This window comes from Marinococcus sp. PL1-022, assembly GCF_033845285.1.
Lineage (GTDB): Bacteria > Bacillota > Bacilli > Bacillales > Marinococcaceae > Marinococcus.
The window spans coordinates 1447325-1470957 of the sequence record NZ_JAWXCX010000001.1 but is presented as its reverse complement, the minus strand read 5'-3'; the positions used below and the strand labels follow the sequence as shown (position 1 = coordinate 1470957).

Genomic DNA, 23633 nt, shown 5'->3' with positions numbered 1-23633 from the left:
TTTACATCAAAATTTTCAGAACTTATTGTCTCTTTTCTATTTTCGCTTATTCCCCGTCAAATGTACAGAAAAAACAGGCCCTCTTTCGGAGGACCTGCCCTTCTGTCGGTTATTGTATCGCCTTTAACGCTTCGCTAACGGCAATTTTCACGTGCGCATACGTTAATCCGCCCTGCACGAAGGCTGTATACGGCGGCCGGATCGGCCCATCGGCGGAAAGCTCGATGCTTGAGCCCTGGATGAAAGCGCCGGCAGCCATGATCACGTCATCGTTGTAGCCGGGCATTGGGCTCGGCTGAGGTGTAACGCCGGAGTCCACCGGGGAATACATCTGCACCGCCTGGCAGAACCGGATCATTTTGTCCCGGTCGCCAAACTGCACGGACTGGATCAGATCGGTCCGCTCCTCCCCGGACGCCGGTGATGCCTGCAGCCCGGCGTCCTCCATCAGCGCCGCGGTCAGCACCGCTCCCTTGTGGGCTTCCGCCACGACGTGCGGCGCGAGAAACAGCCCCTGAAACATTTCCTGGAGCATGCCGAGCGTCGCACCGCCTTCCAGGCCGATGCCGGGCGCGGCAAAGCCTGCCCCCGCCCTTTCAATCAGGTCGTTCCGGCCGGCAATGTAGCCGCCGGTGCGGGTAATGCCGCCGCCCGGGTTTTTAATGAGCGAGCCCGCCATCAGATCCGCTCCGATATGGCCCGGCTCGGTCGTTTCCACGAACTCTCCGTAGCAGTTGTCCACAAACAGCACGATGTGGGGATATGCCTGTTTCAGCTCCGCCATGTACTCCTTCATTTCGTCCAGGCCGATCGACGGACGATCGTCGTAGCCGCGCGAGCGCTGAAACGCAATTACCTGTGTGTCCGGCGTGACCGCCTCATGCACGGCTCCCATATCCACGCGGCCGCCGGCAAGCGGCACCACGTCGCAGCCGATGCCCCATTCGTTCATCGTCCCTGCTTCGCTGCCGTCGAGGCCGATCACCGTGTTCAGCGTGTCGTACGGCGTGCCGGTGGCATACAACAGCCGTCCGCTCGGACGGAGCGCCGCAAACAGCGCCGTGCTGATCGCATGCGTCCCGGAAATAAACTGCTGGCGCACCATGGCCGCCTCGGTGCCGAACACATCGGCATACACCCGGTCCAGCACCTCGCGCCCGGTATCATCATAGCCGTAGCCGGTGGAGTGCTGGAAATGAAACGCCGACACGTTGTGCTTCCGGAAAATGTCGAGCATTCGCTGCTGGTTCACTAGCTCGCGTTCCGCAATCGCTTCGAGCTGCGGCGCAATCCGGCGCTCGGCCTGCTGCACCTGCTTTTGTTCCAACATATCGCGTGTCATTTCGCCCCCGCATCTCCTTTAGCATACTGCTTGATCTCCCGGTGGATCGCCTGGTCGCTCTGCACATATCCGGACAGAATCCAACTTTCGTTTTCTTCATCAAGCGTTTCCTCGCGCACGAGGGTTTCATGCTTGAACCGCTGCATGATATGGCCGTCGGCAAGCGGAATTTCCACATGGTACGGCTGCAGCTGCTCAAGCAGCACGCTTTCCATCGACTCCCGCAACAGCTCCACGTCCTCGTCCTTGCGGGCCGAGATGGAAATCGACGGCTTGTCTGCCGCTACGACCGGTCCGTCTTCGACGGCGTCGCGCTTGTTAACGACCGTAAGCGCCGGAATGTGGCTTGCTTCGAGCTCCTTTAACAGCCCGCGCACTGTGGAGGCCTGCTCGTCAGCCCGCGGGTGCGAGCCGTCAATCACATGAAGCAGTACGTCTGCTTCCTTTACTTCTTCCAGAGTCGCCTGGAACGCTGCAATCAGTGACGTCGGCAGGTCCTGAATAAACCCGACCGTATCGGTGACGAGCACTTCAAGACCCGATGGAAGCTCCACCCGGCGCGTCAGCGGGTCAAGCGTGGCAAACAGCGCGTTCTCCTCGAGCGTGTCCGCTTCGGTGAGCGCATTTAAAATCGTGGATTTGCCGGCGTTCGTGTAGCCGACGAGCGCAAACTGCAGCACGTTCTTTTCCTTGCGCCGTTCGCGGTACTGCTCGCGCCGGTTTTTCACCTGCTTGAGCTTTTTACGTACGTCATCCATCCGCTTCTGAATATGGCGCCGGTCGGTCTCAAGCTTCGTTTCCCCGGGTCCGCGTGTGCCGATCCCGCCGCCGAGCCGGGACAGGGATTCGCCCTGCCCGCGGAGGCGCGGCAGCATGTAGTTCAGCTGCGCGAGCTCCACCTGCATTTTCCCTTCATTCGACGCCGCACGGCCGGCGAAAATATCGAGTATCAGCTGCGTGCGGTCAATGATGTACAAGCCGGTCTGGTTTGTAATCGTGGAAATCTGGCCGGGCGAGAGCTCATCGTTAAAGATCAAAAGATCCGCTTCCTGCTCTTCGGCGGTCGCCACCGCTTCCTCGAGCTTGCCTTTCCCGACGTACGTCTTCGAATCAAGCGAACGCCTGCTCTGCGTCAGTACGGCCGTGACCGTGCCTCCCGCCGTCTCCACCAGCTGTTCAAGCTCGGTGAGGGACGCTTCAAACGTCGCTTCATCGGTATCATCCTTGTGGACGGCAACCAGTACCACCCGTTCTTTATCTACCTGTTGGTTCTCAAAATCCTGCAATAGTTTAGATCCTCCTGTTTTTCCTGTCCTCTACATACTATAATATGGGTTAAGTGCCAAACAAACAAGCCGCGATGCTTAATCGGCAAACGAAGCAGGAGGAATGACAATGAATTTGCAACCCGAGCTCCTTCCGGACGGCATGCAGGCCTTTCTTTCCTTCCTGCAGTCCCGGGGGCGCAAGCCGAGCACGCTGAAGCGCTACGAATACGACCTGGCCGACTTTCACCGGTTCATCGACGTCGTCCTCGACGGCGAGGAGGCGGCCGTTAAACCCGACGACATTACCACCTATTTTCATATTCTGGCCGAGGAGCGCCACTACCAGCTCCGGACCTTGAAGCGCATCCAGACCGTACTCGTCCGCTACTTCCGCTTCCTGCGCGACACACAACGGATCGCCTCCAACCCGATGGCAGAGCTCCCCGTCGATGACAGCGTCTGGAACGTACTCAAGGAGGAGGAGCTGATCGCCCCGAAGGAAATGAGGCGGCTCATGGACACGCTCGAGTCCGATTCCGGGCTGTCCGACAAGCAGCAGGCCGTGCGCCCGATGCTTGCCCCGCGAAACATCGTGATTTTAAAGCTGTTTTACGACTACGGGCTCCGCATGCACGAGCTCGCCTCGATCCGGATCGAGCACCTGCACCTGACCCGCAGGGAGCTTGACATTACCGAGGGCAACCCGCGGACGCTCCAGCTGACCAAGGAGCTCCAGAAGCAGCTGTACTATTACCTCGACGTCATCCCGCAGGCCGTGCGCCCGTCCTTTGACGGCGAGCCGCTGTTTGTCGCGTTTGACTTTCAGCGCCAGACGTACCGCTGGAGCTATGAAAACGACCAGCCGAAAAATTTAACCGAGGTCGCGATCCAGAAAATGATCCGCGAGGAGCGCAAGCGTGCCGGCATCGAACGCGCGATTTCTGCGACTCATTTCCGCAACAGCTACATCGTGCGCGAGCTCGAAAGCGGCGTGTCACCGGAGGAACTGATGGACCGGCTCGGGCTGCAGTCGATGCTCACGCTCACCAAATACATCCGCTACGTGAACGAAGAAGCTGCCGGCTGAGTCGGCAGCTTCTTTTTCGTCCTTTAACGTTCCCGGTTTTGCTCTTGTCTTTTTTCCGGCTCCCGCTAAATTGCTTTAGACTAATCGCTTTTCAATGTGAATTACCATTTAGGCCTGGAAAAATGAATTCCGCGTTAGCAATAATGACTGAAGCCATCCTATGGTTGAGCTTGAGTACAGCTCCCATTTCCCGCACCAAAAAGCGCCCACCGGCTAAGCCGGCAGGTGCTCACTGTTTTTTAATCCTGTCTTATCAGGCTATTACTTTTTCGGCTGCATGACGAGCACTGCATACCCTTTGTCTCCTGTGAAATGCCAGAAAGCAAACTATCGATGCTCCGATGACGTTTCAACCTGCCGACATTCGTTAATATATATGTGTGATATTACAAAAATCAGATGAAGGGAGGAGTCAGCATGAACGCAGAACAAGCAGCCAATCAAAGCAGCCAGGATTATAGTTCCAGAAACGAATATATTGAAAGCCGGATGAAAAACCACACTCCTTTTTTCAAAAAAATTTACAACACCCTTTATACGATTAACGATTTTCTATTAGGCTTATGGTTTTTCATCGGCAGCATCTGCTTCTATTTTGAAGGCCCCTGGCGCATCCTCGGGGTCACCCTGTTTGTCGTGGCCAGCTTTCAATTTCTCATTCGCCCGTCTATCCGGCTCATTCACGAATTCCACGCACGCCGGCATTACGGAAGGGAATACGACCGGAAATTCGGGACAGAGAAGCAGCAGTCTTAAAAAAGCCGTGTCGATAGAAAAGCCCCTGTGGAACCGCCGCAGCCGGGCTTTCTTTTTTTATTTTGCTAAGCTTTTTACCTACTCCAATATCAGCAGGGCCGCAGTGATGCCAACGGCTGCCACAAGCAGCGTCCCTCCCTGCACGAACCACTCATACCGGTAATCGTCCGGATTATAACTTTCTTTTTTCCACATATGCACGCTTATGGCCGTATACAAAGCGTAAAACAATAAAAAAACGACAAAGATAGAGGGCTCAAAAAAATCCTGAAAGACATTTACTAGAAGACTTCCTGCTACAAGCAACCCCGAAAAGATGTATCTAATGACGAGATGACTTCTGTTTGCATAGTTTTTTTCTCTGTAACCGTCGTTACGCTTGATATACCACCTCCGGCTCAGCCCGTGAATGGTCCCAATCAATGCAATCGTTACGACCACGGCCAGGATAAGTATTCTTAAACTGAATGCTGCTTCGGGCGGCATCTTCTTCTCCCCCTTACAATTTCCAATTTTTATGTTCCTTCTAACACAGGATACTGCTGTTAAATTATTCCTTTATCTCTATTAAATGTATCATTATTTTTACACATGCTGAAGTCTCCTTTGACAGCTAACGATCGCATGATCTCCCTGTATTCCCTTTAAAATGTGGATTTCCCAAATAAAATAATTGTATGCATTAACGCATAATTTTGATAAACTCACTATTGCTTGTGCATATTTAGTCGTGAGTACATACTAAAGGACTTTTTCATGATGTAATTCCCTATTTTCAGTGTATACTGGTAAATATAAAGGTAATAAGGCCCTGGCATTTACTACCGCTTTTATTTTTACATAATTCAATTTATTTTATGACGCCTGCTGGCCGTAAGCCCAAATTTTCACCGGAAAGGAGCACGCTATATGGACATATCGGAACAAAAATATTCGGGCGAGCCCTTTCATGCAGAGCAATACTCTCTCGTCCGGTTCGTGTACCTTTCTGCGGATACGGAGCAGCCGAACAAGCTGTGGTTTATCGGCAGTCCCCTGGAGCTGCAGGAGGAGCTTTTCCTGAATCATTACACAGAGGTCAGCTTTGAGCTGGGAGAGGAAATTCGCTTCCGGAAGTCTGTGATGTATGTGGTGGCTATTGAGTCCTTGCCCCTTTCCTCCTGTCCTTCCACCACAACGGAGGAAAAATTAATCACCTATTATGTAGCCTCAGAGCATTTCCCGCTTATGTGATCTGTTTAGTACCTTTTTTCAAAACCTTTAAAATGGAGGGGTTATGATGAAGCAGTTAATTGAACGTGTACACAGGGCTGCCCGCAGGTACTCTGTGCTGGATTTTGGTGTGTTAAAGATCTGCCTGTTTGCGATTGGTTTATGGACGGGTGTTAAGTATGCCCGTCCCCTCCGCTCAGAGCTCCGGCTGATACAGGCCACGGCCCTCACCTCCTTCATCTACATCCTTTACACCACCCTTCGCAAAATATGTAACGACAGGCGTGAAATATAAGCAGTCCTTTCCACTGATTCACAAATGATGGATTACAGAAAGGAAGAAGCCCTATGCCTCTCCCTTACCGACGGATACTCGTAGCGCTGGATGGATCGGAGGAATCCGAAGCCGCTTTAGCCAAAGGCATCGATGCCGCATTGGCCTATAAGAGCACCCTGGGGATTTGTCATATTGTCGACTACCATAATATTAAGGAGCTGCGAAGGCAGTACCCGGATTTAATGCTTCATGCCTTAAATAAAAAAGGAAGCGACATCGTTACTCGGGGCAAAGAACAGGCCGAGAACGCCGGTATCTACCACGTGCGCGTGTTCATTAAAGAAGGCATTCCCAAGACAGCCGTCGCAGATGATATTGCAAGGTCCTTCGGGCCGGATCTGATCGTAACGGGCGGCTCCGGTGCCAGCACAGGCGAAAAGAAGCGTCTTGGCAGTGTGTCCGCCGGTATTGTCCGGCGTGCCTCCTGCGACGTCTGGGTCGTGAAAAACAGCGACAGTACGGCCGTTTATCGTTCGGTGTTAATCGCCGTCGACGGCTCCGATGCATCTAAAAGCGCCTTCTATGCCGGGCTCGACATGGCCAAAAAGCACCAGAGCCAGGCTCAGGTCATTTACGTCCTGAACACGCAGTCGCTGTCCTCACTTGAGCCCTACACCAATGACCTCATCGACGTTTATAAAGAACGCGCGGAAGCATTGCTCCACGAATACCGGACGTTAAGTGACGCAGAAAACCACGGCCTCAAGTCCATGCAGTACTCTATCGAATACGGCACGCCTAAAACGACTGTTCCTGGGGAGGTCGCCCGCAAACACCAGGCTGACCTGATTGTGGTCGGCGCTTCGGGCATGGGACGCACGCAGCGGTTCATTCTCGGAAGTGTCTCTGAAAGCACCGTTCGCAGGGCTTCCTGCGATGTACTGGTGGTACGGAACCAGCATCAGCCGGAAACATGAAGCTCTCTTTATTTAAAAAAATCAGCTCCTGACACACCCTCCGGTAAAACCCCTATCGCGCAGGGGTTTTTCTTTTTGGTTCATTCATTTCTATTAAAAAAATACATAAACAGGCGTTGACATGATAACAAATGTTTTATAAAGTAATTGCAGCGCGCAAATCGTAACAATTACGATTTACATTTTACATAAGGAGGAATCAAGTATGTCTTCAACTATACCGGTGACTGTGCTGAGCGGATATTTAGGCTCCGGGAAAACGACCCTGCTGAATCACCTGCTCCATGAACAGTCGGATTGGAAAATAGCCGTGATCGTTAACGATATGAGCGAAATTAATATCGATGCCGATTTGATTGAACGCGGCAGCTCCCTTTCCCGGACGGAGGAGAACCTGGTGGAAATGTCGAACGGCTGCATCTGCTGCACGCTGAGAGACGACCTGCTTCAGGAGGTCCAGCAGATTGCTGAACGCGGCGGCGTGGATTATATTTTAATCGAATCCACCGGCATCAGCGAGCCTATTCCGGTTGCCCAGACGTTTACATACGAGGATGAGACATCGGGAATTGACCTTACCGGCAGCTGCCGGCTCGATACGATGGTCACCATGGTCGATGCCGCCCGCTTCTGGGCCGATTATACGTCGGGCGAAACGCTGCAGGAGCGCAAGCAAGGTGCGGAAGACGACGATGAGCGCGAAATTGCCGACCTGCTGATTGAACAGATCGAGTTTTGCGATGTGCTGATTTTAAACAAAACAGACCTGCTTAGCCGGGAGCAGACCCGGCATCTGAGAAGCATGCTGCGGGCGCTTCAGCCAAAAGCTGAAATCATTGAGACCGCGTATGGGCGCGTAGAGCCTGCAAGGGTGCTCGGCACCGGAAAATTTTCGTTTGATGAAGCTCTTCAGGCCCCGGGCTGGCTGCAGGAGCTCGAACAGGAGCATGAGCCGGAAACCGAGGAGTATCACATTTCCTCCTTCGTTTTCCGGAGCCGGATCCCCTTTCATTCCGGACGGCTGCTGGAGTATTTGGAAGCCTTCCCCCGGCAGGTGATCCGGGCGAAGGGCATTATTTGGTGTGTCACCCGCAATGATACAGCGCTTTTACTTTCGCAGGCCGGCACGTCGATTCAGCTTGAGCCGGTGTCGTACTGGGTCTCCTCCTTTCCTGCCGGCGAGCAGCAGCGTATGCTCAACGAACAGCCGGAGCTAAAAGCCAGCTGGGACCCGACAGTCGGTGACAAGGGCACCGAGCTGGTGATTATCGGCCAGCATCTGGATCAGCAGCAGGTGACCCGGGAACTGACGGCGTGCCTGTTGACCGAAGAGGAACAGCAGTTGGACGAACGTGCCTTTCGCGATCCTTTCCCGTGGCTCGTTTCACCGCAGGATCATGTGAATCCCGGGGACGAACACCCTCATGCTTGAATGGCTCATTATCGGTGCCGGCATCCACGGATGTACAACAGCCGCCCATCTGGCATATGCCGATCCTTCTTTGACAAGCGATAAAAAACTATTGCTGATTGATTCAGAGGCCAGACCGCTTTCAGCCTGGGACAGGCTGACCAAACGGGTAGGCATGAAATACCTGCGATCGCCTGGCGTTCACCATCTGCATCCTGATGCCCGGGATTTATTTCGCTTCTCAAAACGTAATGATTATGATTTAACCCATTTTTCCGGCACAAGCAGAAAGCCTTCGGTTCTCCTCTTTCGCGATCATTGTGCGAAAGTACTGGATGAGATGAACCTTACGCCCTGTTTCGAACAGGCCTCTGCTTTCCACATAGACCGCTGCGCGGCTGGGTGGCGAGTCGAAACCGATCGGGGCCTCTTTTTCACGAGACGGGTCGTGATTGCGACGGGAACAAAAGAGCACTGCCAGCTCCCATCGTGGCTTCCTTCCGAAGGTGACCAACACGCCTGTCACCTTCACCAAAAGCAGGAGTTAACCACCGTTGCTCCGCCTGTCACCATTGTAGGCGGCGGGATGAGTGGTGTGCAGACTGCTCTGGAGCTTGGGCGCCGATATCCGTCCCGGGTCACTCTCGCTATTCGTCATCCACTTCGCATATGGGAATATGATTCAGCCCCCGAATGGATGGGCGGCAAATACAAACAGCTGTGCAGGCGGACCCTAACATTTTCCGAACGAAGAAATGTTATCAGCCGGGCACGCCGGCCAGGGTCAATTACGAAAAATCTTTACCGCCAGGTCCGGCGCGAGCAAAACCTTGGACACCTTGAGGTGAAACAGGAAGCTGTTCACAGCGTTACCCCCGGCCCGGAAAACTGGCTTATTCACGGCAGGCAAACGACTTGGGAAGCCCGGGCTGTTCTTTGTGCCACCGGCGATCAGTACCATCCGTCCCGCAGTCCCCTTCTCGCCCGGCTTATCGATTCTTGCCGGCTGCCACTCACTCCCTGCGGTTACCCGGCGCTTGCTCCACATTCACTCGCGTGGACTGAAGGGCTGTACGTGAGCGGACCGCTTGCCGACTTTGCGATTGGGCCCACAGCCAGGAACATTTCCGGAGCCCGTACGGCAGCATCCCGCATTCAGCAGGAAGCCCGGCATGTTTTCCTATAGCTATATATTTTTAATCAATAAATCGTAATGACTACGATTAAATACAAATAAGGAGTGGTATTCATGAGAAAGTTTCCAATTAAAGGGCTAAGTGCCCTGACTGTCAGCGCAATGATTATTACAGGGTGCGGCAACGATACGGAGGAAGGCTCAGGAAACGAAAATGCTTCAGAATCCGAGGAGCAGAATCAGGAAAGTTCGAACGAAGAATCCCAAAGCAATGAACAGGACCAGAGTGACGGCGAGGAAGCAGCTAGCGAGGAGCATGATCATGATCACAGCCATGGCCAGGACGCCGAGTCTGAGCGTATTTATAACGGCTTTTTCTATAATGAGGAAGTAGAAGATCGCCCGCTTTCCGATTGGGCCGGCGACTGGCAGTCTGTGTATCCTTATTTGGAAGACGGCACGCTCGATGAAGTATTCGCTCATAAAGCGGAAGAAGACGGAGAAATGACGCAGGAAGAATACAAAGAATATTATGAGGAAGGCTATCAGACCAACGTGGGTGAAATCACCATTAAAGAAGACGGAACGGTTACCTTCATTAAAAACGGAGAAGAAATGACCGGTGACTACGTTTCGGGCGGCCATGAAATTCTTGAATACGAGGCTGGCAACCGAGGAGTAAGGTTTATTTTCGAATTAGAAGAAGGTGACGATGGAATGCCTGAATACATTCAATTCAGCGACCACAGCATCGCTCCGACCGATGCCGGCCACTATCATCTCTACTGGGGCGATGACAGCGACGAACTGCTCGAGGAAGTGGAAAATTGGCCAACCTACTACCCCTCAGACATGGACGGCGAAGAAATTACTCATGAAATGATCGCACATTAATCCTGCCCCCGGCAGCATTCTACTGACGAAAGGAACGAATACAATGAGAAAACAAACTGCTTTAGGTGCCTCAATCGTGGCCGGAGCTCTCATGCTCCAAGCCTGCAGCACCAGTGACGATAATCAGCAAAACGCCTCCGGTGATGGTAATCAAGATCAACAGAATCAAAATGAAAAGCTGGACGTTTACACCACCCTGTTTGCCTGGGAGGATTTTGCCAAACAGATCGGCGGCGACTATGTGAATGTCGAAAACGTCGTTCCGCCTGGCTCCAATGCTCATTCCTTTGACCCGACACCCCAGACCCTGACCGACATTTCCGAGGGTGACATGTTTATTATGACCGGCAGCGGTATGGAAGGCTTTGCGGATGAAGCGAAAAGTACGGTAGAGGGCGAAAATGTGGAAGTGCTGGAGCTGACAAATAACATGGATCTTCTGGAAACGTCGACGGGGCACGATCACAGCCACGAGGAAGAAGAGCATGACCACGGGCATGATGAAGAAGGACACAATCACAGTCACGACGAAGAAGAACAAGGGCACAGCCACGGCGGCGTCGATCCGCACGTATGGCTTGACCCGGTCCGTGCCCAGGAGGCTGCTGAAAGTATCAAAAACGAGTTAGCCCGCCAAATGCCGGATCAGGAAGAAACGTTTGAGGAAAACTATCAGGCGCTCGTGTCCGACCTTGAGGAAATTGACCAGGGATTCACTGAGGCCGCTGAAAACAATGATAATAACCAATTCATTGTCTCCCACGCAGCTTACGGCTACTGGGAGGAGCGGTACGGCTTCGAACAGATCCCGGTCAGCGGCATTAATGCCCAGGATGAGCCTTCTGTGCAGGAAATCAATGACATTGTGGCTACGGCAGAAGAAAATGATATTAACACGGTGCTGCTTGAGCAAAATATTCCATCAAAAACAGCAGAAACCGTGCAGAAGGAAATCGGTGCAGATGTGGCCTACCTGCATAATCTTTCCACCGTGATGGAGGAGGATATTGAAAACGAAGCCACCTATGTATCATTAATGGAGGAAAATATTGAAAGCCTCGAGCAGGCACTGAATGACTAAACAGCAAAAAGCCAGACGGGCTGCCCGTCTGGCTTTTACGTTTATATCATCACCGATTATCCCCGCAGCCGGAACAGCCTCAGACTGTTGGCAACAACAATGAGTGCTGCTCCGGTATCGCTCAGCACCGCCATCCACAGCGTCAGCAGATCCGGCACGATGAGGGCCAGTGCTGCTACTTTGATCAGCACCGCAAACCAGATGTTCTGCTTAATGATGCGCAGTGCCTTGCGGCTGAGCCGAATTGTATACGGAAGCTTTTCGAGGTTATCCGCCATCAGGACAATGTCTGCCGCTTCCATCGACGTGTCCGCCCCGGCTCCTCCCATCGCAATACCGATATCCGCGGTGGCAAGCGCCGGCGCGTCATTGATGCCGTCTCCGATCATGCCGACCCGGCGCCCTTCCTGCTGGAGGGTACGTACGGCTTTAGCTTTATCCTCCGGCAGCAGCCCCGCCATGTACCGGTCAATGTTCGCCTGGCCCGCAATTTTCGCGGCGGTGCCTTCATTGTCACCGGTAAGGACGGTCAATTCACGGATACCGTTGTTATGAAGCGACTTTACTGCTTCCGAGGACATCGGGCGGATTTTGTCAGCAACGCCTACATAGCCCAAAACGCTCTCTCCATCGCCGATTAGCACGACGGTCATTCCTTCGTTTTGAAGCTTCCCGACTTCTTCTTCGAATTTTTCCGTCTGGACGCCCTGCTCCTTCAGCCACTCCGGCTTTCCGGCAGCATACGCTCTGCCTTCAATGGTCCCGGCGACGCCCTTCCCAGGTTCCGCATAAAAATTCGTCCCATCAAGGGAGGAGACTTTCTGTTCCCTGGCATACGCCGTAATTGCGCGTGCAATCGGGTGATTGGAGTATGCCTCCAGCGTCGACGTCACCGACAGCAGCCGGTCCTCGTCGCCGTCCGCCGCGTAAACCTTTTCCACGACGGGTTTGCCTTCGGTGAGCGTCCCGGTTTTATCAAAGGCCAGGGCATTCAGGGTCCCGGCAGCTTCAAGAAAGGCTCCGCCCTTAATCAGTACCCCCTGCTTGGCCGCATTGCCGATAGCCGATACGATGGCGACCGGTGTCGAAATGACGAGCGCACATGGGCAGGCCACCACGAGCAGCGCCAATCCCCGGTACACCCAGTCCCCCCAGCCGCCAAGACCAATGACCGGCGGTACGACAATGACCGCGATCGCAGCGGCAAACACAATCGGTGTGTACACAGCCGCAAACCGGTCCACAAAGCTCTGGGTCGGTGCCTGCTGCCCCTGGGCTTCCTCCACTAAATGAATGATCCGTGCAAGTGTTGTATCCTCCGGACGTGCCGTCACCTCAACCTCCAGGCTGCCAAAGTCATTCAGCGTGCCGGCGTATACTTTATCTCCGGATGCTTTATCAATCGGGAGCGATTCCCCGGTGATCGGCGACTGGTCGACCATCGAGGTTCCTTCGCGAATGGTGCCGTCCAGAGGAATTTTTTCTCCCGGCTTAATGAGCATCGTCTGACCGAGACGGACCTCCTCCACCGGGCGCCGGGCCCATGTGTCTCCTGCCTTCACCCAGGCCTCCGCCGGGGCGAGGTCCATCAGGTGGCTGATCGACTTGCGCGTTTTCGCCACCGAATACTGCTGCAGCGCATTGCCGAGCGCAAACAGCCAGACGACCAGCGCCCCTTCAAAGTATTCTCCGATGAGTGGTGCCCCGATCGCTGCGCCCATCATGAGTACGTTCATATCAAGCGACCGGCTTTTAATGGCAAAATAGGCACTTTTTGCAGGCTTATAGCCTCCGACAACAATGACCAAGAGATACAGAATGATCGAAATGAGGGCCGGGGCCGGCGTCAGCGAGCTGGCAATACCGGCCAGCAGAAGGCCGCCGGAAATGATTGTATTCGCCATTCCACGGAGCGGGGAAGCTTCCGGCTGGCCGGAGGAAGCACGGCGCTCGGCGACCGGAGCCGCATCAAACCCGAGCCGGCGGACCTCCTCTTTCACTGTTTCCTGCGACAGTTCGTGATCGAGCGTCATCTTTCCCGTCGCAAACTGCACCTGCACGTCGCGCACGCCGTCAAGCTGCGCAAAGTGTTTGCTCACCGTCGCGGCGCACGAGCCGCAGTCCATGCCGTAAATGTTATACGCTTCCCCCGCCTCCGCTGCCGGAAGCTCTGTATCATACCCGAGCCGCTGTACCGTTTGCTGGATCACTGCCGGAGCCAGTGTGCCATCAGTGGCCACCTGCATGCTGCCCGAGGGGTACTGCACCTTCGCCTCCTGCACACCGGATAAACGGGAAATCCCCTTTTGCAGTGTGGACGCACACGATGGGCAGTCCATCCCCTCCACCTGAAAGGTATACGCGTTCGTTAGTGAAATTTCTTCTGACTTCGTTTGCTCTGCCTGCTCCTCCGGCGCGCAGCAGTCTTCCTCCACACTATCCGAACTGCAGCAGGACGTTTCTTCGACCGGAGTCAATTGAATGGAAAAGGACCGTGAAGCAGACGGTCGGCTGGGTGCTTCCTCGCTGCAGCATGAGCATTCTTCCTCCGGTGATTTTCGTTCAAGCGTTTCCTCTTTAGATGCCAAGTGGCTTCTCTTCCTTTGCCGGCTCCATGCCTCCAAGCAGATGAGTGATCTGATTTCCGGCCAGGGTATAGAACACCAGCTTTCCCTCGCGGCGATAGGTGACGGCACCCGCCTGCTTTAAAATTCGCAAGTGATGAGACACAGTCGCGGTTGAAGTCCCGAGAATATTTGCCAGGTCACAGCCGCAGAGCTCTCCTTCGACGCTCAGGGCGTAAGCTACCTTATAGCGGGTTTCGTCGGCAAGAACTTTGAACCACTGGGAAGCACTTCGTGCATCCACCTGCCCCACCTGATTCTGAACACGGGTCACCTTTTCCGGGTCATAGCAATATATCTCACACTGATCGTTTGTTTTAGCCATATCTATCTTCCCTTCAATTTAACAATTAAATGTTTGTTTAATTAAATAGTATACTTCTTTGATTATACAGTCAAACATTCGTTTAATTGACTCGTGCCTGAGAAAGCATTTATTTATGAAGCAACTGGTTGAAATCCCATTATTTATCTTTACAGGAAGTTTAAACACAGCTAACATCCGCTTCATAAATTCCATTTAAAGTAAGGGGCGTGGAGTTATCCACGGCTAATAACATATAGGGGGTCATTAAATGACGAAGTGGAAGCGTTCGACGAAAGCAGCCCTGCTGTTGGGAGCAAGCGGATTGGTAGCAGGCACTGCAATGGCATCGGAAAACGACGGCAGCAACGATTCGGCCGGCGATAAACAGACGGCTGCCGAGGAAGCGCAGGCTCAAAACGTTATTCTCATGGTTCCGGACGGCTTTTCGGACAGCGTGTCGAAAAACTACAGTCTTTATAAGGACGGCGAACCGGTATGGGAGGAGCGCGACATGACAACCGGCAAGGTGGATACCTCCTCCGCTGACGCCATCATTACGGACTCAGCAGCTGCCGGAACGGCTTACGCCATCGGCGAACGGACGAATAACGGCATGATCGGCATGACTCCGGACGGCGAGTCCAAGTCCTCAATTCTGGATGAGGCGGCCGACATGGGGAAATCCACCGGCCTCGTAGCTACTTCGACAATCACTCACGCCACCCCGGCCGTCTTCGCTTCTCACGTGGAGGACCGGAACAACTATACTGAAATTGCAAAGCAGATGGCCGAAAATGAAAACCTTGATCTGATGTACGGTGGCGGACGCGAGCATTTCCTTCCGGAATCGGAGGGCGGCATCCGGGAAGACGGCGAAAATTATGTTGACCACGCGATCAATGCCGGGTTTGAATATGTGGAAACCGAGCGCGCCATGGACGAGGCGGACGGCGACCGGATCATGGGATTGTTTGCAGATGACGCCATGAACACCTCCCTGGAGCAGAGCCCGGTTCAGCCTTCTCTGTCGGAAATGACCTCCTCGGCCATTGATCACCTGTCGCAGGATGAAGACGGCTTCTTTCTTATGGTCGAGGGCAGCCAGATTGACTGGGCCGGCCACGCCAACGACCCTGCCTGGATGATGTCTGATACCGCAGCCTTTGAACAAGCCGTGGAGGAAGCGACGGCTTACTCCGGGGAACACGAAGATACTCTCGTCGTCGTAGCGAGTGACCACGACACAGGCGGAAGCGCCAGTGAGGCCACAGAGGAAAACCATCCTTCCAGCCTGAAAAACGTGGATGCCACAGGAGCAGCCATGCAGGAGCAGGTGCTTCTAGGCGACGAGTCTCCTGATGAAGTCTTTGAAGAGCATACCGGCATGACCATGACCGGCGAAGAACAAACAATGGTGGATGAAGCTGAAACGCTCGAGCTCGGGTTTAACCATGTGTTAAGCGAACGTGCCGGGATCGACTGGACAAGCACAAATCATACGGCTGTGGATATTACCGTATTTGCTGAAGGACCGGGAGAAGAAGCGTTCTCCGGCAATTTGCAAAATACAGAAGTATTTGACGCCATGCAGCAGGCAATGAAATAACGAAGCTTCTCAAAAAGCGGCCTCCAAAACGGGGTCGCTTTTTTTGAGCATAAAAAAGCAGAGGTTCCTGAAAAGGAGTCTCCGCCTGTCTACCGCAGATATTTATTTAAGCTAAGCACTTAATCTTCATTAATTATCAAAGGCCCACTTCACCTTTTTAAGCCTCAGCTTTGCACGCTCAAGCAGATTGCTTCCTTTATAGGAAGCGGGCTGGGGCTTCTCGACGACATCCAGAAAGTTCCATCCGCCCCTGCCGTTCTCTGCGTAAATCCGTTGTGTTTTTTTATCATAGTAGTAACGAAAGCCGTCATTGTCCTTTAAATGCAGGGACCGCTCCCCCTCCATTACCACATGTAAATATCCGTCAAATGTTAACATAATGTCGTCCAGCGTGATATTTTCGCATTGCTCCTGCATAAAAAATACCCCTTTCAATAGCACAAAGCCACAGCACACTTCGTATGCTTTTTTTGTTTTCCATTACCTTCTGCGTAACCTCTCCTGTGCTCCCCCCGTAGTCAGATTTTGATTAGGTGCGACCGCTTCATTTCCTTCATCTTCCCAATCTGCTGTCCAATTGCTTTATCATCTTTATATATAACCCCGGGCGAATGTAACTAAACGTGATAATTATAAAGACTTATTTATTCAGCGGCGGACAAGGTATTCATTGGTATAATCTTCCTATTCAAAAGGTCGGCTGCTTAGTGTTTTTATATAATCTCACAGGTTCATTGATAATTTCAACAATGCACACTTGAAAAATATCCGCAACCGATAAAAAATGGAAAACGCCGGCTTTGATTATGTACGAAAATATGAAACGATTAATCAGATGTACTGGAGCACCCAGAAGAAGCCAACGGTAATAAACGGCATCAGTATCAGCAGGACACTGAGCATAATCAGCAGCCTGTTTTGCAGAGCCAGGGCCAGTACGAAGGCAAAGATACCAAACAAGCAAAAGTTAATGACGATTAGTATGAGCAAACCGATGCCGCCCTCGTAGATGGACCATCCGAAGGGCATCCACGGAGTATAAAAAGAAAATCCAGCCACCAGCAATAACCAGCAAAAGATGTAAGCCAGCTTCTCTGTCATCATAACTGCCTCCTCGTTATTAAGTGTGCCATTCCAGTTACGGCATATTCATTGGCGAGATTTTACTATCTATTAATTTTTCAGGAAAGGAATATCGCTATGAAACTGCTGCTCATTTTTGCCGTTGAACTGCTCACCTCTTCCCTTTCATAAATTTCTATTTAATGGAAAAAGCATGACCGAGTCAATATTCGTTCTGCCAGAAACCAAAGTAAAACGGAGGAATGCAGAAGCTTGTTAAAGGAGGAATTTGTTTGGCTAATCAACACATCCAACTGAAGGAAAATTCGTGGTTCCACCCGCTGATGGCTTTAGTCTACTTGATTGTTGCTGTGGCTGCGTTTTTCTTTTTATATATGGCTCGGCGCTTCGTTAGTCCCCTGCCTCATTTTAACGTTACCGTTTGTCGTATTGACGCTCATCGTAGTTTCTATCCACTTTCCAATACGCAGCACCAAGCGCGAGCATCGGCGCGAGCGGTAACAGCAGACCGCCCCCGGCAATATACAGCAGCGGGGCTGCTGCCGCCAGGCCTCCGGTAAATACCGTCATTCGTGAGCTTGTCCTTCGGCCGTAAATCCATAGCCCGATTCCCGCGAGCATTATACAAATGATTATCATACATAATCTCCTTTGCTCGTAATGACTATTGGATAGTGTATGTAATTCGTTTCCTCAAAATAGGAGTGCGGCCCCTGCCAGTATAAGCAGGCCGCCCCCGATCCCTGCTCCCCCGTTAACCAGCAGCTCATAGCGGTAATCGTCTTTATTGCTGCTCTCTTTTTTCCATAAATAGGTGCCGCCTGTGACATAAAAGACGAAGCAAATAAAAATCAGGATTAAACCAAGAGCCGGTGACATCATAGGCAGAACATTCGCAGACAGCGATACCAAAATGCTTACCGCGCTAATCCCAAACGTCATTTTCCGGTGTGCGTCATTGGCGTGCCTCCGCTCCCTTGGCTGCCCGTTTCGCCTGATATACCACCTGCGGGCAAACCAGGGAACCACCACTCCAATGACAACAAAGATAGAAAAAAGCAGCAGTAAAAAGTATAAAATTGCAGTATTTGGAGACATATGTTCTCCACCCTCTTTAGTCAGCGTTTCTTTTATCATCCCATAAATTGAAATATTATCCAATAAGCATCTTTGCAGCCAAAAAAGAATAAAAAAAGAGAAAACACAATTAAATGCGCTTCCCCTTGAGCAATTTTCCGCTTATCTTACGGCTTCACAAGTACTTTAAGCGCTTCACGGTCGTTCATCGCCCGGTAGCCCTCCGGAACGTCATCGATTCCCATCGTAACGTCGAATACGCGGCCCGGATTGAGGGTGCCGTCCAGAATATCCGGCAGCAGCTCCTCCATGTAGGCACGGGTCGGAGCAGGACCTCCCGTAAGCGTAATATTGTGTCTGAAAAGACTTCCAAAACCTACCGCCGCCTCTTCATACTGCGGCGCCCCCACACGGCTGATTACGCCGCCGGGACGGACAACGCCCACACTCATGTCATACGCCGGCATCAGCCCGACACATTCGAGCACGACGTGGGTGCCTTCCCCGTTTGTCAGCTCAAGAACCTTGGCAATGCCCTCATCTCCGCGCTCGGAAACGACGTCGGTGGCGCCGAATTCCACTCCGAGGTCGGTGCGCTCCTTGTGGCGTCCCATTAATATGATCTTTTGGGCCCCAAGCTTCTTCGCAGACAGCACTGCAAGCAGTCCAACGGCTCCGTCGCCTACTACCGTGACGGTTGTATTTTCATTTACGCCGCCCATCACTGCAGCGTGATAGCCGGTGCCGTATACATCCGAAATCGTCAGAAGGGACGGAAGCAGCGGCGAATCATCACCGATCTCATCCGGAAGCTTAAACATGCTTCCCTGCGCCTGCGGTATGCGTACGTATTCGGCCTGGCAGCCGCTCATAAATCCGCCGTTCACACACGACGTCTGCAGCCCTTCCTGGCAGTACGGGCATGTGTTATCCCCATACGCGAATGGCACCACGACCAGATCACCTTTCTTAAAACCCGTCACGCCGGAGCCCATTTCATCGATGCGGCCGATCACTTCGTGGCCCATCGGTTCGCCGCCGCCCTGCTCATCGGCATGCATATGGCGGTACGGATGCAGATCGCTTCCGCAGATACAGGCAGCGACAACCTTTAATACGCTGTCTGCCGGCTCCTGCAGCTGCGGCTTCGGTACGTCTTCCACGCGGACGTCGCCCGCTTCGTACATGATATTTGCCTTCATAGCTGAAACCCACCTTGTCATTAATATGTTTGCTTTTATCCTCACTTTTCCACCATTCCCGGACAAGTGATGCATTCAGTGTAACCCGTAAAGTCCACGTTAAGGCAAGGAAAAGGCTTCATGATTTTTCCATAAGAAAAACACCTCATGCTAGAGGTGCCTGTCTATTTCTCATTATATAGTTGTTGTTTCTCAGCCTTTAAGCTTGCGCCACAATGTCGACCGGTTAATATTCAGCCGTTGGGCCGCCCGGGTCTGGTTCATGTTTTCTTCCTCCAGCACCAGGTTGATCACCTGCTTCTCAATGCTGTCCAGCGGCTGATTCAGATCCAGCAGCTCCCTGGTTCCGTGTGCGGATTCTGGATTAAATTGCACGGCGTCTCTGGAAATGTAGGGACCTTCAGCGTTTTTTACTCCCATTTCAACCAGCTCCTGCAGCTCATGCAGATTCATCGGCCAGTGATAGGATTTCCATTCCAGCAAAAGTCCGCTTTCCACTCCCACAATCTGTTTTCCGTATTTTGAATTGTTTCTGGCAATGAATGTACGTATATACTCGGGCAAATGCTCGATTCTCTCCCGCAAGGGCGGAAGCGAAAGCACGATGCTTTTCCTTTGGAATTTCTTCTGAAGCAGGGGCAGATTGGTTTTGTCAGCAGCAAAAATAATTACCGACACACAATCAAAGGCAGCCTCAAAAAGCTGTTCCAGCCGTTCAGCTGAAAGCGCCTCCCAGTTTTTGATGTAAAACGTTCCATTCCCCGATAGAATCATCGCTTTAAGCCGCTTCATCGCCATTTCATCAAAGTGTTTGTCCAATATTACTTCCCATTGATTTTCAATGTAGTTATTTCGATAATGATGCAGGGCAGCAGCGATGGAACGCTTCCCTGTTCCATCTTCCCCCTGGAGGAAATATACGGACTCCGTAAACCTTTTCGCCTGTTCCACAATGGCACGTACGCGTTCGTCGGCTGTCGAAATTTGGCCAAAGGAGACAATGTCTGACTGAAGCGGCTGAATAACTAAACCGCTTTGTTCGACCCTGTATCTGTTTTCATCACTGATTTTCAGAAAATACAGCCGTTCCTTTCCTTCAACCAAAAATTCTCCTTCTGCAATTACACTGCGTCCTGCGATGACAAAGTTCTCCTGAAGGAAGGCGTAATTCAGCATTTTTTGATGCAGGCTCTGTAAAATATCGTTTTTATCAGCATGATTATTTGCATACGATGTTAATTGAAACAGGTTCAAAAAGGGCTGGTTGGCAAACATTAATTCTCCTGTTTCTTTAATAAGAGCAATGCTTTCCGGTAAATGCTCCAGCAGATGGTGATAGCTTGTGTTCATGGCTTCCTGGTAAAGCAGCAGGCTCCCGACTTCTTTAGCCTGGACCACAGCCTGCTCCACCGACTCCGGCCCGGAGGTGATCATGATTCCCTCCAGTCCAAAACGGCGGGCGGTTGTTAAGGTTACCGTGTCGCCAATAATGATTTGAATGCCCCGGCTGATAGCATTCTCCACGGCCTGATGCACTTCCTGAGAGCTGTGAATAACCTGATAGGAAATGGATATGCCAAGCAGCTCCGCCACCTGGTTTACCCCGTGGCACACATTGGGGAAGCCAATCAGCTCTATAGGGTCCTTCGAGTCCTGGAACAGCAGGAGCGTACGCAAAATATCATAGCCGGAAACATCAATTTCCACTACCGGCAGAGACGATCGCTCACGCAGAATCTGCGCTGTCCCTCCCCGGCTGATCAATACATGGCACCCCTGCTCCTCCAGACGCCGGGCCGGCTCCACAGCCTCCTCCAGATCTGCTGACTCTACGTCTATCATGACTTCCTGGTGAGAAGCACTAATCCTGGTTGCTACTTCCTTTAAGCCTTCATAAGGAGCTATAATTCCTATTTTTAACATTTACTTACTCCCTTTAATGCAATTTTCCTCCTATTTTACACGAAAAAATGCACATGATGGAGAATGAATTATTTAGGAGCAAGCTCCGCTGCAATGGTGAGTGCCTCCAGAAGACTGCGCTCATCCGCGATATTTTTTCCGGCTATGTCGAAGGCGGTGCCGTGATCGACCGAGGTGCGGATGACGCCGTAATTTAATCCAACGGTAATGTTTACCCCGGCCTCCAGGCCCAGCACCTTCACCGGCGCGTGGCCCTGGTCGTGATAGCACGCTACGACGACGTCAAAATCGCCGCGTCCCGCACGGAAAAATAAAGTGTCTGCCGGGTACGGCCCCTCCACATTGATGTGCTCCTCCTGGGCTTTTTGTATGCCTGGAAGCAGCTGTTTTTCTTCTTCGCCGTAGCCGAATAGTCCGTTTTCCCCGGCATGCGGATTAATGCCGCATACGGCAATTTTCGGATCGGTAAAGCCGGCCTTGGAAAGCGTGCTGTGTGCAAGACGAATCACATTATACGTTCGTTCCGGCGTTATCGCTTCAATGGCATCCTTGAGTCCCAGATGGGTCGTTAGATGAATCACCTTCAGATTGGGCGCGGAGAGCATCATGGAATAATCCCCGGTTCCGGTCAGGTCCGCCAGAATTTCCGTATGCCCCGGATAATTGTAGCCCGCTCCCTGAAGAGCTTCCTTATTTAACGGCGCTGTACAGATAGCGTCAATACGCTTGGCCATGGCTAGCTGCACCGCTTTTTCCAAATATAAAAATGCATGCTTCCCTGCTTCAAAGGATAATTGGCCATAGGGAAGATCAGGATTTAGATCCCCTACCTGGATGCAGTAAATGACGGCCGGATCCGCTTTCGCTTCTGAAGGATCTTCGATGGCCACCACAGTCTGGCCGGTGCCTGTTATTTTGATGACGTCCTCCAAACGTCCGGTGTCGCCAATAACCACGGGTGTGCAGTAGTCATAAACCGAGGTGCCTGCCAGAGCTTTGACAATAATTTCCGGCCCTACGCCGGCAGCATCTCCCATCGTGATCCCAATAACTGGCTTTGTCATGTTAAAATCTCTCCTCTCAGCGTTTCGATCGCATGAACAAATGTTTTTTCCGTACCAAAAGCCCCTGCCTTCGTAATGGCAATTGGATTGTAATACCCGCGCAGCCGCCCCAGGGGAATCCCTGGCTCAAATTCCTGTATCAGTTCAAATTCTGTACTTTCCAGCGAAAGACAAACCGCCTTCGCTACGTCCCCGCCCGTCATGACGATCGCATCAAACGTGTTCCTGTCGAAGACCAGGCGCGTTAACCTTCCCAGGCCTTCAGCAATTTTTTTCGTTGCCTCCACCATCGGGATATTTACCGCTTCCGCTTTTGCCTTCACGTTCTCTACAGCCTCCGGCGTCGTATCCGTGGAAATAAGCATAACTGAATGACTCTGTCTGGAAGCCTCTCGTAGGATGTTTTTGATAGAAGCATCCGACTGCCATCCGGGATCCAGAAAAATTTCCGGGGGCACTGTCCACCCCGGATATTCCGCCTCCAGATGAGCTTTCTGCTTTTGCGTAATATCACTCCGGCTGCCTGCGACAATCAACACAGATTCGCACCCGGTCAGCCGGTCTGCTTTTTCGGCTGATGAACTCCTCCCGCTTAAATCGTAAATCTCCGGTAAAAATTTCATCACACCCGCAGAGCCTGCCCAGATAACATCGTATCCGGCAGCTGCAAGCGTGCGGCTCTGGTGGAGCATCTGCTCCTCCGTTTCCCCGTCGAAGCTAAGATATACTACACCTTCATTTTTCAATTGTGCCAGTAGTTTTTCCAGGCTTCCGGAGGATATTTCCTCCTCCGTAAGGTGATATGCCTGGTTACTGCTGTGCGCCTGCACCAGGTCGGTAACTGTTGAAGAACCCACACGCTGGTTCGGAAGCGTTGCTATTCCAGTTTCCGTTAACGCCTGGCCGTTCACATATAACTCCCCGTTGACCACCGTTCTGCCGTTCTCAGGATAGGCGGGATTGATCAGGATAAAATCCGGAAAAAATGCGTCATACAGGGCGTCTAATTCCCTTCCGATGTTTCCCCTCATCGTAGAATCAATTTTTTTATACATTAATTTCGGAGGGCTTACTGCCAATGGATGGACAGCATCCTTAACCGTCCGGTAGGCGGATGCAGGATTCATTTCCCTTGAATCTGTGTCGATGATAAGTGCGTTTTTATGCACAAAAGCACCTGTATCGCGTGCATTTACGGCCACCGAGGGCCGGTAGCCGTACCGGGTGCACTGTACCCCGGAGTCATTGGCTCCTGTTAAATCGTCAGCCACAATACATATATCCATATTAAAATCACCTCGTCTGGC

At 52.1% G+C, this 23633-nt stretch carries 23 protein-coding genes and 1 pseudogene; 11 read left to right on the top strand and 13 right to left on the bottom strand.

Features of this window, described 5'->3' with window-relative positions:
• Positions 1-109: 109 nt before the first annotated feature.
• Both SIC45_RS07455 and hflX read right to left on the bottom strand, forming a co-directional pair.
• Entirely contained in the window at positions 110-1330 is a 1221-nt protein-coding gene (locus SIC45_RS07455) for an aminotransferase class I/II-fold pyridoxal phosphate-dependent enzyme (protein WP_319632942.1), read from the bottom strand.
• Positions 1331-1338: 8 nt separating this feature from the next.
• Complete coding sequence (gene hflX, locus SIC45_RS07450) at positions 1339-2628, bottom strand: GTPase HflX (RefSeq protein ID WP_319631673.1); 1290 nt, start codon at positions 2626-2628, stop codon at positions 1339-1341.
• A 103-nt stretch (positions 2629-2731) separates the two neighbouring features.
• On the opposite strand from hflX, the pseudogene SIC45_RS16520 reads away from it, so the two are divergent.
• The 3 genes and pseudogenes from SIC45_RS16520 to SIC45_RS07435 all read left to right on the top strand — a co-directional run.
• A pseudogene (locus tag SIC45_RS16520) lies at positions 2732-2956 on the top strand (hypothetical protein); the annotation flags it as partial.
• Positions 2957-3040: 84 nt separating this feature from the next.
• Positions 3041-3697, top strand: a complete 657-nt coding sequence (locus SIC45_RS07440) for a site-specific integrase (protein WP_319631671.1) — start codon at positions 3041-3043, stop codon at positions 3695-3697.
• Between the two features lie 417 nt (positions 3698-4114).
• A complete protein-coding gene (locus SIC45_RS07435; RefSeq protein WP_319631670.1) occupies positions 4115-4453 on the top strand; it encodes a YrhK family protein in 339 nt (112 codons plus the stop codon).
• Between the two features lie 78 nt (positions 4454-4531).
• Here SIC45_RS07435 and SIC45_RS07430 read toward each other — a convergent pair whose 3' ends face one another.
• Positions 4532-4939: a hypothetical protein gene (locus SIC45_RS07430; RefSeq protein ID WP_319631669.1), complete on the bottom strand. Its 408-nt coding sequence runs from the start codon at positions 4937-4939 to the stop codon at positions 4532-4534.
• Positions 4940-5362: 423 nt separating this feature from the next.
• Here SIC45_RS07430 and SIC45_RS07425 point away from each other — a divergent pair, with 423 nt between their 5' ends.
• The 7 genes from SIC45_RS07425 (at position 5363) to SIC45_RS07395 (ending at position 11440) form a co-directional block, all read left to right on the top strand.
• Entirely contained in the window at positions 5363-5686 is a 324-nt protein-coding gene (locus SIC45_RS07425; RefSeq protein ID WP_319631668.1) for a hypothetical protein, read from the top strand.
• A gap of 46 nt (positions 5687-5732) precedes the next feature.
• Positions 5733-5960, top strand: a complete 228-nt coding sequence (locus tag SIC45_RS07420; protein ID WP_319631667.1) for a hypothetical protein — start codon at positions 5733-5735, stop codon at positions 5958-5960.
• 53 nt (positions 5961-6013) lie between these two features.
• Entirely contained in the window at positions 6014-6919 is a 906-nt protein-coding gene (locus SIC45_RS07415) for a universal stress protein (RefSeq protein WP_319631666.1), read from the top strand.
• A 205-nt stretch (positions 6920-7124) separates the two neighbouring features.
• A complete protein-coding gene (locus SIC45_RS07410) occupies positions 7125-8351 on the top strand; it encodes a GTP-binding protein (RefSeq protein ID WP_319631665.1) in 1227 nt (408 codons plus the stop codon).
• Positions 8344-9516: an NAD(P)-binding domain-containing protein gene (locus SIC45_RS07405; protein ID WP_319631664.1), complete on the top strand. Its 1173-nt coding sequence runs from the start codon at positions 8344-8346 to the stop codon at positions 9514-9516. The genes SIC45_RS07410 and SIC45_RS07405 overlap by 8 nt, the downstream gene beginning before the upstream one ends.
• Before the next feature lie 63 nt (positions 9517-9579).
• On the top strand, positions 9580-10359 hold the full coding sequence (locus SIC45_RS07400) for a metal-binding protein ZinT (protein WP_319631663.1): 780 nt from the start codon (positions 9580-9582) through the stop codon (positions 10357-10359).
• Positions 10360-10402: 43 nt separating this feature from the next.
• A complete protein-coding gene (locus SIC45_RS07395; protein ID WP_319631662.1) occupies positions 10403-11440 on the top strand; it encodes a metal ABC transporter solute-binding protein, Zn/Mn family in 1038 nt (345 codons plus the stop codon).
• Between the two features lie 56 nt (positions 11441-11496).
• Here the strand turns inward: SIC45_RS07395 and SIC45_RS07390 are convergent, their stop codons facing one another.
• Together SIC45_RS07390 and SIC45_RS07385 are read right to left on the bottom strand one after the other, a co-directional pair.
• On the bottom strand, positions 11497-14028 hold the full coding sequence (locus SIC45_RS07390) for a heavy metal translocating P-type ATPase (protein ID WP_319631661.1): 2532 nt from the start codon (positions 14026-14028) through the stop codon (positions 11497-11499).
• Positions 14018-14389: a metalloregulator ArsR/SmtB family transcription factor gene (locus SIC45_RS07385; protein WP_319631660.1), complete on the bottom strand. Its 372-nt coding sequence runs from the start codon at positions 14387-14389 to the stop codon at positions 14018-14020. The genes SIC45_RS07390 and SIC45_RS07385 overlap by 11 nt, the downstream gene beginning before the upstream one ends.
• Before the next feature lie 250 nt (positions 14390-14639).
• Here SIC45_RS07385 and SIC45_RS07380 point away from each other — a divergent pair, with 250 nt between their 5' ends.
• On the top strand, positions 14640-15977 hold the full coding sequence (locus SIC45_RS07380) for an alkaline phosphatase (RefSeq protein ID WP_319631659.1): 1338 nt from the start codon (positions 14640-14642) through the stop codon (positions 15975-15977).
• A gap of 129 nt (positions 15978-16106) precedes the next feature.
• On the opposite strand, the gene SIC45_RS07375 is transcribed toward SIC45_RS07380, so the two are convergent.
• The 8 genes from SIC45_RS07375 to SIC45_RS07340 all read right to left on the bottom strand — a co-directional run bounded on the left by SIC45_RS07375 (position 16107) and on the right by SIC45_RS07340 (position 23612).
• Positions 16107-16394: a hypothetical protein gene (locus SIC45_RS07375; RefSeq protein ID WP_319631658.1), complete on the bottom strand. Its 288-nt coding sequence runs from the start codon at positions 16392-16394 to the stop codon at positions 16107-16109.
• A 414-nt stretch (positions 16395-16808) separates the two neighbouring features.
• Positions 16809-17078: a hypothetical protein gene (locus tag SIC45_RS07370; protein ID WP_319631657.1), complete on the bottom strand. Its 270-nt coding sequence runs from the start codon at positions 17076-17078 to the stop codon at positions 16809-16811.
• Between the two features lie 396 nt (positions 17079-17474).
• A complete protein-coding gene (locus SIC45_RS07365; protein WP_319631656.1) occupies positions 17475-17699 on the bottom strand; it encodes a hypothetical protein in 225 nt (74 codons plus the stop codon).
• Positions 17700-17753: 54 nt separating this feature from the next.
• On the bottom strand, positions 17754-18158 hold the full coding sequence (locus SIC45_RS07360; RefSeq protein ID WP_319631655.1) for a hypothetical protein: 405 nt from the start codon (positions 18156-18158) through the stop codon (positions 17754-17756).
• Between the two features lie 146 nt (positions 18159-18304).
• On the bottom strand, positions 18305-19339 hold the full coding sequence (locus SIC45_RS07355) for a zinc-binding dehydrogenase (protein ID WP_319631654.1): 1035 nt from the start codon (positions 19337-19339) through the stop codon (positions 18305-18307).
• A gap of 192 nt (positions 19340-19531) precedes the next feature.
• Complete coding sequence (locus tag SIC45_RS07350) at positions 19532-21262, bottom strand: sigma-54-dependent Fis family transcriptional regulator (protein ID WP_319631653.1); 1731 nt, start codon at positions 21260-21262, stop codon at positions 19532-19534.
• 68 nt (positions 21263-21330) lie between these two features.
• Complete coding sequence (gene pdxA / locus SIC45_RS07345) at positions 21331-22326, bottom strand: 4-hydroxythreonine-4-phosphate dehydrogenase PdxA (RefSeq protein WP_319631652.1); 996 nt, start codon at positions 22324-22326, stop codon at positions 21331-21333.
• Complete coding sequence (locus SIC45_RS07340; protein WP_319631651.1) at positions 22323-23612, bottom strand: four-carbon acid sugar kinase family protein; 1290 nt, start codon at positions 23610-23612, stop codon at positions 22323-22325. The genes pdxA and SIC45_RS07340 overlap by 4 nt, the downstream gene beginning before the upstream one ends.
• Positions 23613-23633 lie beyond the last annotated feature (21 nt).